This is a genomic window from Nocardioides oleivorans (assembly GCF_004137255.1).
Classification (GTDB): Bacteria; Actinomycetota; Actinomycetes; order Propionibacteriales; family Nocardioidaceae; genus Nocardioides; species Nocardioides oleivorans.
In genome coordinates this window covers 2402852-2417068 of the sequence record NZ_SDWT01000001.1, presented here as the reverse complement: position 1 = coordinate 2417068, position 14217 = coordinate 2402852, and the positions used below count along the sequence as shown (strand labels likewise).

General features: G+C 73.3%; 12 protein-coding genes. 7 read left to right on the top strand and 5 right to left on the bottom strand.

Annotated elements, in window-relative coordinates:
- Positions 1-22: 22 nt before the first annotated feature.
- From EUA93_RS11500 to EUA93_RS11490, 3 genes are all read right to left on the bottom strand, one after another.
- Positions 23-439, bottom strand: a complete 417-nt coding sequence (locus EUA93_RS11500; protein ID WP_129400264.1) for a VOC family protein — start codon at positions 437-439, stop codon at positions 23-25.
- A 100-nt stretch (positions 440-539) separates the two neighbouring features.
- On the bottom strand, positions 540-1310 hold the full coding sequence (locus EUA93_RS11495) for a 3'(2'),5'-bisphosphate nucleotidase CysQ (RefSeq protein WP_129400263.1): 771 nt from the start codon (positions 1308-1310) through the stop codon (positions 540-542).
- Positions 1311-1320: 10 nt separating this feature from the next.
- Positions 1321-2049, bottom strand: coding sequence for a helix-turn-helix transcriptional regulator (locus EUA93_RS11490; RefSeq protein WP_165355135.1), 729 nt, complete (start codon positions 2047-2049; stop codon positions 1321-1323).
- A gap of 382 nt (positions 2050-2431) precedes the next feature.
- On the opposite strand from EUA93_RS11490, the gene EUA93_RS11485 reads away from it, so the two are divergent.
- From EUA93_RS11485 to EUA93_RS11455, 7 genes are all read left to right on the top strand, one after another.
- Positions 2432-3925 (top strand): sensor histidine kinase, encoded by a 1494-nt coding sequence (locus EUA93_RS11485; RefSeq protein WP_129400261.1) that lies wholly within the window; start codon positions 2432-2434, stop codon positions 3923-3925.
- On the top strand, positions 3900-4586 hold the full coding sequence (locus EUA93_RS11480) for a LuxR C-terminal-related transcriptional regulator (RefSeq protein ID WP_129400260.1): 687 nt from the start codon (positions 3900-3902) through the stop codon (positions 4584-4586). Before EUA93_RS11485 ends, EUA93_RS11480 begins: the two co-directional genes overlap by 26 nt.
- Positions 4586-6412, top strand: a complete 1827-nt coding sequence (gene asnB / locus EUA93_RS11475; protein WP_129400259.1) for an asparagine synthase (glutamine-hydrolyzing) — start codon at positions 4586-4588, stop codon at positions 6410-6412. The genes EUA93_RS11480 and asnB overlap by 1 nt, the downstream gene beginning before the upstream one ends.
- A gap of 377 nt (positions 6413-6789) precedes the next feature.
- Positions 6790-8295 (top strand): exopolysaccharide biosynthesis polyprenyl glycosylphosphotransferase, encoded by a 1506-nt coding sequence (locus EUA93_RS11470; RefSeq protein WP_165355134.1) that lies wholly within the window; start codon positions 6790-6792, stop codon positions 8293-8295.
- A gap of 87 nt (positions 8296-8382) precedes the next feature.
- Complete coding sequence (locus EUA93_RS11465) at positions 8383-9159, top strand: hypothetical protein (protein WP_129400257.1); 777 nt, start codon at positions 8383-8385, stop codon at positions 9157-9159.
- A 4-nt stretch (positions 9160-9163) separates the two neighbouring features.
- A complete protein-coding gene (locus tag EUA93_RS11460; RefSeq protein ID WP_129400256.1) occupies positions 9164-10429 on the top strand; it encodes an MFS transporter in 1266 nt (421 codons plus the stop codon).
- Between the two features lie 7 nt (positions 10430-10436).
- On the top strand, positions 10437-11453 hold the full coding sequence (locus EUA93_RS11455) for a TolB family protein (protein WP_129400255.1): 1017 nt from the start codon (positions 10437-10439) through the stop codon (positions 11451-11453).
- Between the two features lie 4 nt (positions 11454-11457).
- Here the strand turns inward: EUA93_RS11455 and EUA93_RS11450 are convergent, their stop codons facing one another.
- Together EUA93_RS11450 and EUA93_RS11445 are read right to left on the bottom strand one after the other, a co-directional pair.
- Positions 11458-13104, bottom strand: coding sequence for a DUF4082 domain-containing protein (locus tag EUA93_RS11450; RefSeq protein WP_129400254.1), 1647 nt, complete (start codon positions 13102-13104; stop codon positions 11458-11460).
- Positions 13105-13232: 128 nt separating this feature from the next.
- Positions 13233-14180, bottom strand: a complete 948-nt coding sequence (locus EUA93_RS11445) for a glycosyltransferase family 2 protein (protein ID WP_242497329.1) — start codon at positions 14178-14180, stop codon at positions 13233-13235.
- Positions 14181-14217: the final 37 nt, after the last annotated feature.

Here is a 14217-nt window from a genome sequence, read left to right as displayed (position 1 = left end):
GCGAGCCGCGTCGCGCCGCTGCTCAGTCGCTCGCGGGCGGCGGCGGGCCCGCGTCCACCTCGGCCTGCGAGCGCAGGATGCAGAACTGGTTGCCCTCGGGGTCGGCGAACACGACCCACCCGGTGCCGGGGCCGTACTGCCCGCGCTGGTCGTCGAGCTCGGTGGCACCCATCGCGCGGACACGCTCGATCTCCTCGTCGCGACTGCCCTCGCGCGGACGCAGGTCGAAGTGGATCCGCTTGGCCGGCAGCACCTCGTCGGGCACCTCGATGAAGAGGATGCTGTGGCCCGTCCCGGGGTCGAGGATCATGCACTCCTCGTGGCCCGGCTCGTTGGGGTCGTCCTCGACGTCGACGTAGCCGAGGAGCTCCTTCCACCACTCCGAGAGCTGGTAGGCGTCCTGGCAGTCGACGGTCGTGTGCGACACGAAGGAGGTCATGGCCCCACGCTCGCGCGTCGTACCGCGGTCGCGCAACCGGATACCTGAGGACGCGGCGTACGTCCGACCCCCAGGATCCCGTACGCCAGGTCCTCAGGTGTCAGTCGGTGCCGTGGCGCCGGACGAAGTCGACGATCTCCTCGGCGAGCTCGGGGCGGCACACGATGAGGTCGGGCAGGGACGTGTCGTCCTCGTTGTAGACGATCGGCGAGCCGTCGACGCGGCTGCAGTGCAGGCCGGCCGCACGGGCGACCGCGACGGGCGCGGCGTTGTCCCACTGGTACTGGCCGCCGGCGTGGACGTAGGCGTCGGCGACGTCGCGCACCACGCTCATCACCTTCACGCCCGCACTGCCCATCGGGACGAGCTCGGCGTCGAGCTCGGCGGCCAATGCCTCGACGAAGGCCGGCGGACGGCTGCGCGAGACCGCGATGCGCGGGCGGTCGGAGGTGCGTGGCGGCACGACGCTCGGCCGGCCGGTGCTGAAGGTCTCCCCCAGGGCCGGCTGGGCGACGGCGCCGGCGACCAGGTCGCCGTCCTGCCAGAGCGCCACGTGGACGGCCCAGTCGTCGCGCGGCGGCTCGGAGAACTCACGGGTGCCGTCGAGCGGGTCGATGATCCACACGCGGCTCGCGGTCAGGCGCGACTTGTCGTCCGCGGCCTCCTCCGACAGCACCGAGTCGTCGGGGCGGTGCTGGGTGAGCACCCGGTCGAGCTCGGCCTGCGCAGCGGCGTCGCCGGCGTCCTTGAGCGCCTTGCCCTCGAGGCCGGCGGCCTCGGCACCGGCGCGTACGTCGAGCAGGACGGCACCGGCCCGCTCGGCCGCCCAGACGGCGAAGGCGTGGTCGTCGAGCGTGGTGGGGTCGATCATGGACGCCACCCTATCGACGTCCTTTCACCGCTCCCGACGTGCTCTCCCTGCGCGGTCGAGGCACCCGCCCGCCGCTGTCACCGGGGCGGTCGATCTGGTGCCACATCGCGACCGCCTCGAGCTGGTTGCGGGCGCCGAGCTTGGCCCGCAGCGCCTTCACGTGGCTGCGCACCGTGCCGTGCGCCACCCCCAGGGTGTCGCCGACCTCGGCGACCCGACGGCCGGAGGCGAGCAGCTCGAGCACGCGCCGCTGCTGCGGGGAGAGGGTCGCCATCATCGCGGTGATGCTGCGGCGACGGGCCAGCGCGCGGGCCCACGAGGCCTGGAGCGCGAGCCGGCCGGACGGGTCCATCGAGGACGTCCCGGCCATGAGGCGCTCGACGACCTCGGCGAGCTGGACCACCGAGGTCGTCACGGTGACCACGTCGACCGCGTCGCTCGCGAGGAGACCGCCCCACTGGACGGCGCCGTCGTCGGAGGTGACCACCACGACGCGTACGTCGCCCTCGCGGACGAGACGGGTGACCTGGTCCACCACCTCGGCCCCCTCGACGCCGTCGAGGATCACCACCAGGTGGCGCGTCTCCCCGGGAGCGGTGACTCCCGCGCCCCGGTCACGGATCGCCGGCTCCCACGCGTGGGCCTCCGCGCTCGTGCCCACCGACGACAGTGCGGCGGCGACTGCCTGCGCCACCAGCAGGTGGGGGGACACCACCCAGACGGGTCCCTGTGATGCCATCGCACCTCCCTCCCTGGCCGTGGACGGCTGACGGAGCAAGCCTCCCGGTTCGTGGGAGCGCTCCCGAGGGCCTGATACCAACGTGCACAGAATTGGGGACGGCTCAATTTCTCCCATCAGGTCTCGTGTAGGCCGCGCTGAGCGTGGATGTGCGGATCTCGAGGCCGGTCTTGCGGGCGCCTTGATGCTGGCTTGAGCGTTACTCCGGAGCCCCTGCGCAAAAGGGGCATAGACCACGTTTGCCGCATATCGGGTACCTGGCACACACTCCTCGACAACCCCCCACACGAGCTCCTCCGGTCAGCACCCGGCGCGGCTCAGCAGCTCGCTACATCCAGGCAACAACTCGATCAACGGCTCGATTCTCTGTGGGGGGAAAGACATGCGCGACACAGCGCAGTACGTGGGGGGACAGCACCAGCGCGTGGGGACGCGCGGTGTCGGTGTCCTGGCATTCATGGTCCTGGTGTGGACCGGGAGGGGCGGCCTGCCGTCCCTCGGGGCTGCGAGTGCGCAGTCCCAGTCGGTGGCGGACGGACTGGTCGGCGGCATCTTCGTCGCCGGCGCCGCGCTGGCCGCCGTGGTCAGCTGGCGTCGTCACCAGGCGACGGCCGGCTGGACCTTCGCCGTGGGGGCGCTGGTCGCCCTCCAGTCGCTGGTGGTGGCGCTGCCCGCCATCGCCAGCCCGCCGCCGCGGGTCGCGGCGGACTTCACGCTCCTGCTCGCCATCGGCCTCTTCGGCCTGGTGTGCGTGCTCGGCGCGCTCCGCGGCCTGCGCCGCGAGCCGCAGGTGGGCGACGACGTGTTCGGCGTCGGGATCGGGATGGGAGTGCTGGCCGCCGGCCACCTGCTCCTCCTGGTGCCGATGGACAGCCCGCCGCCGATGCCCATGCTCGTCCTGCTGGGCGTGCTGGTCAGCACGCACCTGCTCACGGTCGCCCTGGTCGCGGTCCAGCGGGTGCTGCCCGCCGCCACCGTCCGGCTCCTGGCCGCCACCGTCCTGGTGGTCGCCGCCGGGATGGTCGTGAAGCTCGCCGAGCTGCACGGCACCGCCTGGGACGTGCTCACCTCGCTCGGGTTCGCCGCCGTCGGCGCCACCTGGTCGGCTGCCGCGTGGGGCTGCATCCAGGGAGCCTCCGAGCGTCAGGCCGACCGGCAGCGCCGGGAGATCGCGTTCGCCGTCCAGGCGACCGAGCGCGATCGCCGCGAGCGGATGCACGAGCTGCGCAGCACGCTCGCCGGACTGGTGCAGGGGTCGTCGCTGCTCGACGACCTCGACCTGCCCGCCGAGACGCGGCAGCGGCTCCTGGGCTCCGTCCGACGCGAGCTCGACCGGATGATGCGCCTGGTCTCGGGCGAGGAGGAGCAGGCCACCGACATCGACCTCGAGGACGCGCTCGGCCGGATGGCCGACCTCCAGCACCTCAAGGGCCGCACCGTCGAGCTGCACACCAGCGGCGACGCGGTCCACGCCCGCTACGACACGCTCGCGGAGGTCGTCAACATCCTCGTCGACAACGCCGCGACGCACGGCGGGACCGACGTCAGCCGGATCGAGGTCGTCCAGCGCGACGAGGAGACCGTCGACATCACCGTGTCCGACCGGGGTCGCGGCATCGCCGAGGACGACCGCGAGCGGATCTTCGGCTGGGGCGACCGGGGCGAGGACTCCCCCGGTGAAGGCATCGGGCTGAACCTCGCGCAGCGCCTGGTGGAGGAGGAGGGCGGGTCGCTCCGGCTCGCCGAGGAGACGGGTCCCGGGTCCGCGTTCGTCATCTCCCTGCCGGCCGCGCGCCGGTCCTCGGAGAACGCCATCGACGCCGGCTCGCTCTTCCTCGAGGAGGTGGACCATGTCGCAGGGCACCTCGCGCGCTGACCACCGCGTCCTCATCGTCGACGACCACGTCCTGTTCGCGGAGTCGCTCGAGCTGGCCCTCTCCCTGGAGGGCTACGACGTACGCCGCCTCGAGCTGCCCGAGGAGGGTGGCTCGATGGCGACCGTGCGGTCCCTCGCGCTGCGGGCCAACCCCCGCACCGTGCTGCTCGACCTCGATCTCGGCAGGTTCGGCGACGGGATGAACCTCATCGCGCCGCTCGCCCGGGCCCACGCCAACGTCGTGGTGCTCACCGCGTCGGAGGACGTCGGCCGGTGGGGCGCGTGCATGCGGATGGGAGCGCGCAAGGTGCTCCCCAAGAGCGGCGCGCTCCAGCAGGCGCTCTCCACCGTGCGCCGCCTGCACCAGGGCCTCCCGGTCGTGACCCGCGAGGAGCTCGAGGGACTCCTCGAGGTCTGGGCCCGCGACCGTCAGGTCAGCGACGACATCCGGCGCCGCCTCGACCTGCTCACCCCGCGCGAGCGCCAGGTGCTCGGCTCGCTCATCGACGGGCACACCGTGCGCGACATCTCGCAGAAGAGCGTGGTCTCGGAGGCGACGGTCCGCACCCAGGTCAAGTCGATCCTCGGCAAGCTCGAGGTCTCCTCACAGCTCGCCGCGGTGGGGATGGCCAACCAGATCGGCTGGAAGGTCGGCGTGTGATGGGAGGCATCGGGGGGGTCCGGGTCTTCTCGGGCGGGCCGGTCGCAGCCGAGGAGCTGCGCGACATGACCGAGCGGCTGCGACACCGCGGACCGGACGCATCGGGGACGTGGACGGGCGACGGTGTCGGCCTGACCCACACCCGGATGGCCATCATCGACGAGCAGCACTCGCGCCAGCCGATGCAGTCCGCGGACGGCCGGTGGGTGGTGGTGCTCGACGGCGAGATCGTCAACCACGACAGCCTGCGGACCCAGCTGTCGTACCCCTTCGGCTCGCACGGCGACACCGAGGTCGTGGTCGCCGGGCTCTCGATCGAGGGGATCAGCTTCGTCGAGCGCCTGCGCGGCCAGTTCGCCCTGGTCGCCCACGACCGGCGCACCGACACCACGCACCTCGTGCGTGACCGGCTGGGGATCCTGCCGCTGCACTACCGCCACGTGCCCGGTGGCATCGCCTTCGCGTCCGAGGTGAAGGCCCTCCTGACGATCGGCCCGACCCCGGGCGTGGACCACCGCAGCCTCGACACCTACCTCGCCACCCACTACGTGCCGGCCCCGGACACCCTGTTCGAGGGGGTCAAGAAGGTGCGTCCCGCACACCGCGTGTCGGTGATGCCGGGTGGGCACCTCGAGGAGGTCCAGTACTGGACACCGCCGGAGTCCGACGCCGACGGCACCTGGACCGCCAGCGACGCGGTCGAGGCGGTCGGCGACGGCGTCCGCGAGGCCGTGCGCGGGGCCCTCGTGGCCGACGTGCCGGTGGGCGCCTACCTGTCCGGCGACCTCGGCAGCGCGCTCACGGTCGCCCAGATGCGGCAGCTGCGCGGTGACGAGCCGGTGCACACGTTCTCCGCCGGCCTCGGCGCGCCCACCGACGACGACCGGGCCTCGGCCCGTCGGGTCAGCGAGCTGCTCGGGACCCGCCACCACGAGGTGCACGTGCACCCGCACGAGCTCGAGGAGCTCTGGAGCAGGCTCACCTGGCACCGCGACGCCCCCATCTCCGACCTCGCCGACGTGGCGGCCTTCGGGCTGGCTCGTGCCGCGCGCGAGCACGTCGGCGTGGTGCTCTCCGGCGACGGCGGCGAGGAGCTCTTCGGCGGCCACGGGCGCTACCGCTACGCCCGCTTCGCCGAGCGGACGCTGGCCCTGCCGGCACCGATGCGCAGCCGGCTCGCCGGCTCCGTGCAGCGCCGGATGGGTGCGCCGTTCACCGCCGCCGAGCGGCACCGGCTGCTGGGGGCCGCAGCGCCCGCCGAGCGGCGTACGTCGCCCGCGCTGGGCAGCGACGCCGTCGACCGGATGCTGCGCCACGACCTGCGCCACGACCTGCCCGACCACCTCCTCGAGCGCTCGGACCGCATGTCGAAGGCCGCCTCGCTCGAGGTGCGACCGGCGCTGCTCGACCACCGGCTCGTCGAGCTGGCCTTCCGGCTGCCGACGTCGCTCAAGGTCCGAGCGGGCTCCACGCAGTGGGTGCTGCGCGAGGTCGCGCGCCCGCTGCTGCCGGACGAGGTCATCGACCCGCGCAGGTCCGCCTCGCGACCCGACCTGGCCGGCTGGATGCGCGACGGGCTGCGACGCGGCGCCCGCGACCGGCTCACCGGCTCCGGCTCCTGGGTCGCGCAGACCCTCGACCGGTCGCTCGTCGGCGACCTCGTCGACCGGCACGAGCGCGGCGACCGGACCGCCCGCGACGTCGACGTACGCCTCTGGACGCTGCTCGCCCTGGAGACCTGGCACGAGTGCTTCTTCGGCACGCCGCCGACGCTCCCGCTGCCGCGTCAGGCGTCGCCTGCGGTCACCCGGGTGCCGACGTCCTGATCACCACGGCCGCCGGTGCGCCGGCACTTCCACAGGACTGCACCCGGGCATGCTGCGACGGCCGAGGCGGGGGAACCTCGACCGCCGCTGCTGGTCCGGTGGAGGTCCGGGTGACGAGGCGTGGGGGTCCTCGTCACGCAATCGGCCACCTGCAGGACGTCCAGTGCCGTGATGGCCTAGACAGCGGACCAGCGGTGGTGCACATCTCGAGACTAGGTCTCGCCACCGGCGGTGCCCATCCCTCTGATCGGGTATCTCCCGGCCCTGCACGGCTTTCGCTCATTTGCGGCATGAACCGATCGGAAGTCGTTCCTAGGCTCGCCCCCAGATCAGCATCGGATCGCCTTGGGCGGCGATCCCCAGGGGGGTTGGTGGGGATGACTCAGGTCGTGAACGACGTGGTGGGCGCGGACACCGCCCTGCTGCGGACGCCGATCCCGGCGCCGCGTGGCATCCGTTCGGCAGCCCGGTTCGCGCCGGCCGACGTGCCCCTCCCCCAGCTCGTCGCGTCGATCCCGACGATCCCGTCGGTGTCCACCGTGCCGGTCTCGCCGGCGACGCTCGTGCGCCGCCCGTCGAGCGGCCTGGCACTCGCCCTCGACGTGCTGATCTCCCTCGCGCTCGCCGCGACGGCCGTGGCCCTCGGCATCGCGTCGGTCACCGTCGCAGCCGTCGCCGCAGCCGGGTGGCCACTCCTGCTCGTGGCCACCGGGCGCTACCGCCGCCCGGCCCTCGGCCAGGGACGCCTCGTCCGGCCCGGACTGGTCCTGCGCACCGGCGGACGCGCCGCCGTGGTCGCGCTGGCCGTGTCGCCGATGCTGTGGACCACCCACCTGATCGCCTTCGCCACGCTCGTCGCCGCGTGCGCGGTCGCCAGCGCGGTCCCCGCCTTCGTCGGCGTACGCCGCCGGGGCCTGCGCCTGGTCCTGGCCGGCCGTCCGCGCGACGTCCGCGAGGCCCTCGAGTCGATGTCGCCGGGCACGGGCCACGAGGTCGTCGCGGCCTGCCTGACCCGGACCTCGAAGGAGTCGCTGGGCGACCTGCCGACCTACGTCGGCTTCGAGAGCTCCTCGTCCGTGGCGCACCACCACGGCGCCGACGCGCTCGTCGTGCTCCCCGGGGCGGGCCTGGAGCCCGTCGAGGTGCGCCGGCTGCACTGGTCGCTCGCCGGCGTCGGCACCGAGCTCTACCTCGGCACCGGCCTCCTCGACGTCGAGCCGCAGCGCACCCGGGTCGTGTCGTCGGGTGGCCTCGACGTCCTGCACGTCACGCAGCCCGCGCTCGACGGTCCGCGTCGCCTGGTCAAGGACGTGGTCGAGCGCTCGGTCGCCCTCGTGGCCCTCGTCGTCGCGCTGCCGGTGCTCGCCGCGCTGTGCCTCGCGATCCGCCGCGAGACGCCCGGCCCGGCGATCTTCCGCCAGCAGCGCATCGGCCGCGACGGCGTGCCGTTCACCATGCTCAAGCTCCGCTCGATGGGGATCGAGGCGGAGGAGGAGAAGTCGGGCCTGTCCAACGAGGGCGACGGCGTCCTGTTCAAGATCCGGCTCGACCCGCGCATCACCCCGCTGGGACAGAAGCTCCGCAAGTTCTCCCTCGACGAGCTGCCGCAGCTGTGGAACGTCGTCCGGGGCGACATGTCGCTCGTCGGCCCGCGACCGGCGCTGCCGGGCGAGGTCGCCCGCTACGACGTCGACCCGCGCCGCCGCCTCGTGGTGAAGCCGGGGGTGACCGGGCTGTGGCAGGTGTCGGGACGCTCCGACCTCACCTGGGCCGAGTCGGTGCGCCTCGACCTGAAGTACGTCGACAACTGGTCGCTGCGACTCGATCTCACCATCCTGGCCCGCACCGTGCAGGCGGTCCTCGGGCACCGCGGGGCCTACTGACCGCTCTCGCGGCCGGCTGGTCCACACACCACAAGACCCACAACTGAACGAACTACCTGGTACACCGGCCGTGGGGGCGGCGACACTATGACGAAGAAGCCCGTGAAGGCGGGGGCACTGAGGCTCGTCCTGCTGGGGGCGGTGACGAGCCTGGTCCTCGCGGGCTGCGGCAACGACACGACACCGGACGACGGCTCCACGCCGTCGGCCGGTGCCTCCACGTCACCGGGCGCCGACGACGGCTCGTCGTCGGGGACGGGTGACGGCACGGGCAACGGGAAGGCCGGCGGCCGGGGTTCCGGCACGTCGTCGGGATCGCCGGGCGCCAGCCCGTCGACGCCCGGCTCCACGGACGGCTCCTCCACCGACGCCACCGACCCCACCGACTCCTCGACCGGCACCACCGGTGACGGCTCGGGCGCCGGGCTGGAGATGCCCGAGGCGCCGGAGGAGACGGTGGACAGCCTCTCCGAGCTCCTCGAGCCGGTGGGCTCGGCACCACTCGTGTCCACCCCGCTCCCCCGGGCCGCGCAGGCGCAGGGACGGCTGGTCGCGAGGTTCCCGACCGTGCTGCGCCCGGTGCGGTCCAGCCGGGTGGAGTCCAGCGCGATCTCCCCGTCCGCGGGCCGGCTCCAGGTCAGCCTGGTCGCCTCGTCGGCGCTCTCGCCCGAGCAGCTGCTGGTCGCCTACCGCGCCCGTCTCGCCGCTCGCGGGCTCGTCGAGCTCTCCACCCCGGTGACCGACCCGGGCTCGGTGGCCGCGGCCTTCCGGCGCGGCCGGAGCACGGTCACCATCACCGCGACCGGCGCCGGCGCGCGGACGTCGTACGTCGTCCACGCGACCCTGCACACCGGGGGCGAGTGAGCCGATGTACATCACCGTCCGCGACCGGCCCTCGTCCACCGACAAGGCCGCCGCCTCCGGCGCGTCGACCCGTCCACCGGTCGGCCGGGTCGTCATCGTCCTCGGCGTCGTCTCGCTGCTCACCGACGTCTCCTCGGAGTCGGTCTCGGCGATCCTGCCGCTCTACCTGACCATGGTCGTGGGCCTCTCGCCCGTGGCCTACGGCCTGATCGACGGCCTCTACCAAGGCGTCAGCGCGCTCGTCCGGCTCGGCGGCGGCTGGCTCTCGGACGCCTCCGACCGCCCGAAGTGGGTGGCCTTCCTCGGCTACGGCCTGTCCGCCGTCGCCCGCATCTTCCTGCTCTTCGCCTCCGGCGCCGCGGGCATCGCCGCCGTGGTGACGGCCGACCGCATCGGCAAGGGCATCCGCACCGCACCGCGCGACGCGATGATCAGCACCTCCACGCCCAGCGAACACCTGGGCCGGGCGTTCGGGGTGCACCGGATGCTCGACACGATCGGCGCCGCCCTCGGCCCGCTGATCGCGTTCGGGCTGCTCATGCTCGTGCCCGACGGCTACTCCGTCGTCCTGGTCGTCTCGCTCGCCTTCGCCCTCGCCGGCGTCGCCCTGCTGGGCCTGCTCGGACCGGACGTGCGGGCACGCCGCGAGCAGGAGAAGGCAGCCGCCCCGACGCCGCCGCCGTTCAAGTGGCGCGACCTGGCCGACCGTCGACTGCGCCCGCTCCTCGTCGTCTCCGGCGTGCTCGGCCTGCTGACCGTGGGCGACGGCTTCATCTACCTCGCGCTGCTCGACCACGGCGGGGTCAACGTGTCGTGGTTCCCGCTGTTCTACGTCGGCACCAACCTCGCCTACCTGCTGCTCGCGGTCCCGATCGGCCGGCTGTCCGACCGGATCGGCCGGGCCCGCATCCTCGTCGTGGGGCACCTCGCGCTGGTCGGCGCCTACCTCTGCTCGGTGCTGCCGACGTCGACGGCCGCCGCCACGGTCGGCACCCTCGCCCTGCTCGGCACCTTCTACGCCGCGACCGACGGCGTCATCGCGGCGATCGCGGGCCGGCTGGTCCCGGTGCAGGCGCGCACGAGCGGCATCGCCGCAGCCCAGACCGTCGTCGCCGTGGCCCGCATGCTCGCCTCCGCCGGCTTCGGCCTGCTGTGGTTCCTCCTCGGCCCGGCCGTCGCGATGGGCACCGTGGCCGCGCTGCTGGTGGTGGCGGTGCTCGCCGCGGCGACCCGGATCTCCCGCCTCGACGGAGCCGAGGTCACGCCGTGATGCGGTCGTGAGCACCCGCGTCCGCATCCTGGCGTTCATGGCCATCGTGGTGGTCCTGGTCGTCGGCGCCGGGGTCTACGTGCTGCGCGAGGGCAGCGAGGTCCGTGCCGAGCGGGCCGCGGAGCCCGCCGCCCCGCAGGCCCCGGTCGCCGACGTCGCCGACGGACCGCGGATCGTCTTCCGCCACACCGGCATCGACAACGAGTACGGCGTCGTGGCGATGGTCGCCCTCGACGACCCCAGCGGACCCCGCGCCTTCACCGGGGTGGCGTGCGACCGGGTCGCCGCCCGGCCCGACGGAGCCTCGTGCCTGGTCACCGACCGCGGGGTCGTGACGTCGTACGAGGACAAGGAGCTCGACGCCGACTGGGACGAGGTCGACACCACCGCGCTGCCCGGCATCCCGAGCCGCACCCGGCTCTCCCCCGACGGCACGCTGGCCGCGACTACGGTCTTCGTGTCCGGCCACTCCTACATGTCGACCGGCTTCTCCACCGCGACCGAGGTGCACGAGTTCGGCGGCGGCAAGCGGTGGGGCAACCTGGAGAAGTTCCAGCTCGTCATCGACGGCAGGCCGGTCAACCCGCTCGACCGCAACATCTGGGGAGTCACCTTCGTCGACGACCGAGCGTTCTACGCCACGGTCGGGACCGGGGGCACCACCTACCTGGTCCGGGGCGACCTCGAGGCGCGCACCCTGACGGCGGTCTCCGAGCACGCCGAGTGCCCGTCCATCTCGCCCGACGGCACCCGGGTCGCGTTCAAGGTCGACGTCGACCCCGGGCGCAAGATCGTGTGGCAGATCGCGGTCATGGACCTCGCGACCGGGGACCGCACGCTCCTCGCCGACGGACCGCGCGGCCTCGACGACCAGGTGGCCTGGCTCGACGACGACACGATCCTCTACGGCCTGCCCCGCGCCGACGAGCCGGGCGTCACCGACGTCTGGTCGGTCGCCGCCGCGGCCGACGCCACGCCGGAGCTGCTCATCGAGCAGGCGTGGTCGCCGACCGTCGTGCCGTGACCGGCTACTCCGTCGGCAGCGAGATCGCGGCGCCGTCGGCGTACCGGTTGCGGGCCCAGACGCTGCCGTTGGGCTGGCCGCGCCCGTGCAGGCTGTTGCTCGGCCCGAAGACGCCGCACTTGTTGGTGCTGCCGCGCGCGAAGACGTTGTCGGTCACGGTGAGGTTCGCGGTGTCCGGGTAGGGCTTGCCGGGGTAGTAGCCGGGATTGAGGCAGTAGCCGGCCTGCCGGTTGATCGACTGCCCGGTGCCGCTGAACGTCGAGGCGAGGAAGTTGTAGGTGATCGAGATGTTCTGGATCGGGTCGTAGTCGCCGTAGAAGCCGATCACCGCCGAGCACCCGGCGTCGTCCTCCGGGCTCGACACCGTCTCCCAGTCACCGCAGCTGCCGTAGTTGTGGTTGATCGTGAAGTTGCTGGTGCCGTTCCCGCCGAAGGCGTTGTAGTGGTAGGCGCCGCCGAGCTCCATGCCGTGCACCCAGCTGTCCTTGGCCACGCAGTTGAGCTCGCACTTGATCACGGCCTGGCCGCCGTGGGAGTTGACCCGGGTCGCGTAGAAGTTGGAGCGACCGAGGTTCTCCCAGAAGGGCAGGTCCGTCGGGGCGATCTCGGTGTCCTCGACGACCGTGGGTCCGTAGCTCGTCTTCTCCGCGAAGATCACGCCCTTGACCAGCGAGTTGCGGATCGTGACGCACGGGGTCGACGGCGAGGTGGTGCCGTTGCCGGCCTCGATCACGAGGGTGCTGTTGACCTGCTTGGAGTCGATGACGACGCCGCAGGAGCGGATGGTCGTGGGGCCGGTGTACGGCGTCAGGGTCACCGGCGCGCGGGTGTCACCGGGCAGGCCGTGCGGGTAGCCGGTGTTGTGGGGTCCGGGCCAGCAGCCGCCCCACGGGTCGGGTCCGCCGGGCGTGTTCGCCGCGCCCATGCACACTCCGTTGGGGGTCGGTGTCGCGGTCGGGGTGGTCGTCGTCCCGTCCCTGCCCGGTGCGAACCGCACGTCGACCCAGTAGTTGTCCTTCGACGGCGAGGCGTGGTTGGGGAACCCGGTGCCGCGCTTGGAGCGGTAGACGCCGTTCTTGCCCGCCTGGGCGGTGAGCTGGTCGGTCGAGCGGGTGTCGGCGAGACCGCGCCGGGTCACCGCGAAGCGTCCGCTCGCGGCGTAGGCCGAGACGACGTAGGTCTTGCCGGGCTTGAGCGCCACCGGCTGCGAGAACCGGACCTGCACCCAGCCGGTCCCCTTCGTCCTGGTGAACGACGCGCTGGCCAGCAGCGTGCCGCGTGAGCTCCAGAGCGAGCCGGTGCGCGGGGTGGCCGACTTCGCGCCGGCCATCTTCAGGACGCGGACACCGACCGCCGATCCGGCGACCTTCGGGGAGAACCGCATGCCGACCTCGCGCCTGGACCCGTGGTGCGAGCGGATCTTCGCCTTCGGCATGCCTCCCGGGAAGAGACCGACCGTGCTCGCCGCACGGGCCTCCTGCACCGAACCGCCGTCGAGCCGCTCCGGACCGGCGAGGGCGCCGTCCCCGGTGCTGACGGCCAGTCCCACGGCGACCACGCCGACCGTGACGAGGGCCAGCCTCGCTCGCAGCGGGAGCCGGTCCGGCCGGCTGGGGGGACGGACGGAGGGCATCGGGGACGAAGAGGGCATGGCGGATCACCTCGGGGGGCTCGGGGGTGCCGTCCGCCATCGTGCGACAGTCCCGGGACCCGTGCCAAGGGCAAACGGCTCGCGGGAGGCGACAAAGAATGGGTATATCCGCGCCTCGCAGGGCTGGTTCAGCCGGCGTCGACGGCCGCGGCGACCCAGGCCGGACCGCGCTCGGCGCGCATCAGCCGGGGCGACAGGAGCGCCTTCAGCGCCACCGTCGTGCCCGCCTTGCCGAGCGCGACACGGATGCCCTCGCGCGCGACCGTGAGCGCCCAGAAGGCCGAGCCCACGACGCGACCGCGGTGCCGGGAGACGAGGCGGACCCGGTTGGTCAGCAGCAGCGCCCGCAGGCCGGGAGCCGTGCCGGAGGGCCCCTCGAGGTGCACCGCCCGTGCCTCCGGCACGTAGCGGGTGCGCCAGCCCGCGTCGCGGACCCGCAGGCCGTAGTCGGTCTCCTCGGAGTAGAGGAACCACGACGGGTCCCACGGCCCGACCTCGGCCCAGCAGCGGGCGCTGATCAGCTGGGTCGAGCCCTCGGCCCAGTCGGTGTCGACCGCGGCGTCGTACGACGCCGGGTCGGTGACGACCTCGCCGAGCGCCGGGACCCGGCCGGCCCGCGTGGCGCCGAGGAAGGCCTCGCCCATGGCCCGGGTGAGGGTGGGCTCGCGCCGCAGCGACCAGATGAGGCGACCGCCCGCATCGGCCAGGCGCGGCACGGCGACCCCGACCCGCGGCTCGTCGAGGGCGTCCATCAACGTGGCCGCGCAGCCCGGCTCGAGCCGGACGTCGGGGTTGAGCACCAGGACGGCGTCGTGCGGCGCGGCGGCCGCCACCCCGGCGTTGATGCCGGCGGAGTAGCCGAGGTTGCCGCCGGTCTCGACCACGGTGGCTCCGGGCAGCAGCTCGCGCACCCGCGCGACGGTGTCGTCGGACGAGGCGTTGTCGGCGACCACGAGCTCCCAGTCGAGCCCCGCGAGGCCGGCGTCGAGCGAGGCGACGAGGGCGGGCAGGAGCGGAGCGCTGTCGTAGGTCACCACGACCACGGCCACCCGTCGGGCGCCTCCCCCGTCCACCACCTGACGAGAGTCGCAGCGCAGCGGTCCGGCCGCGCAC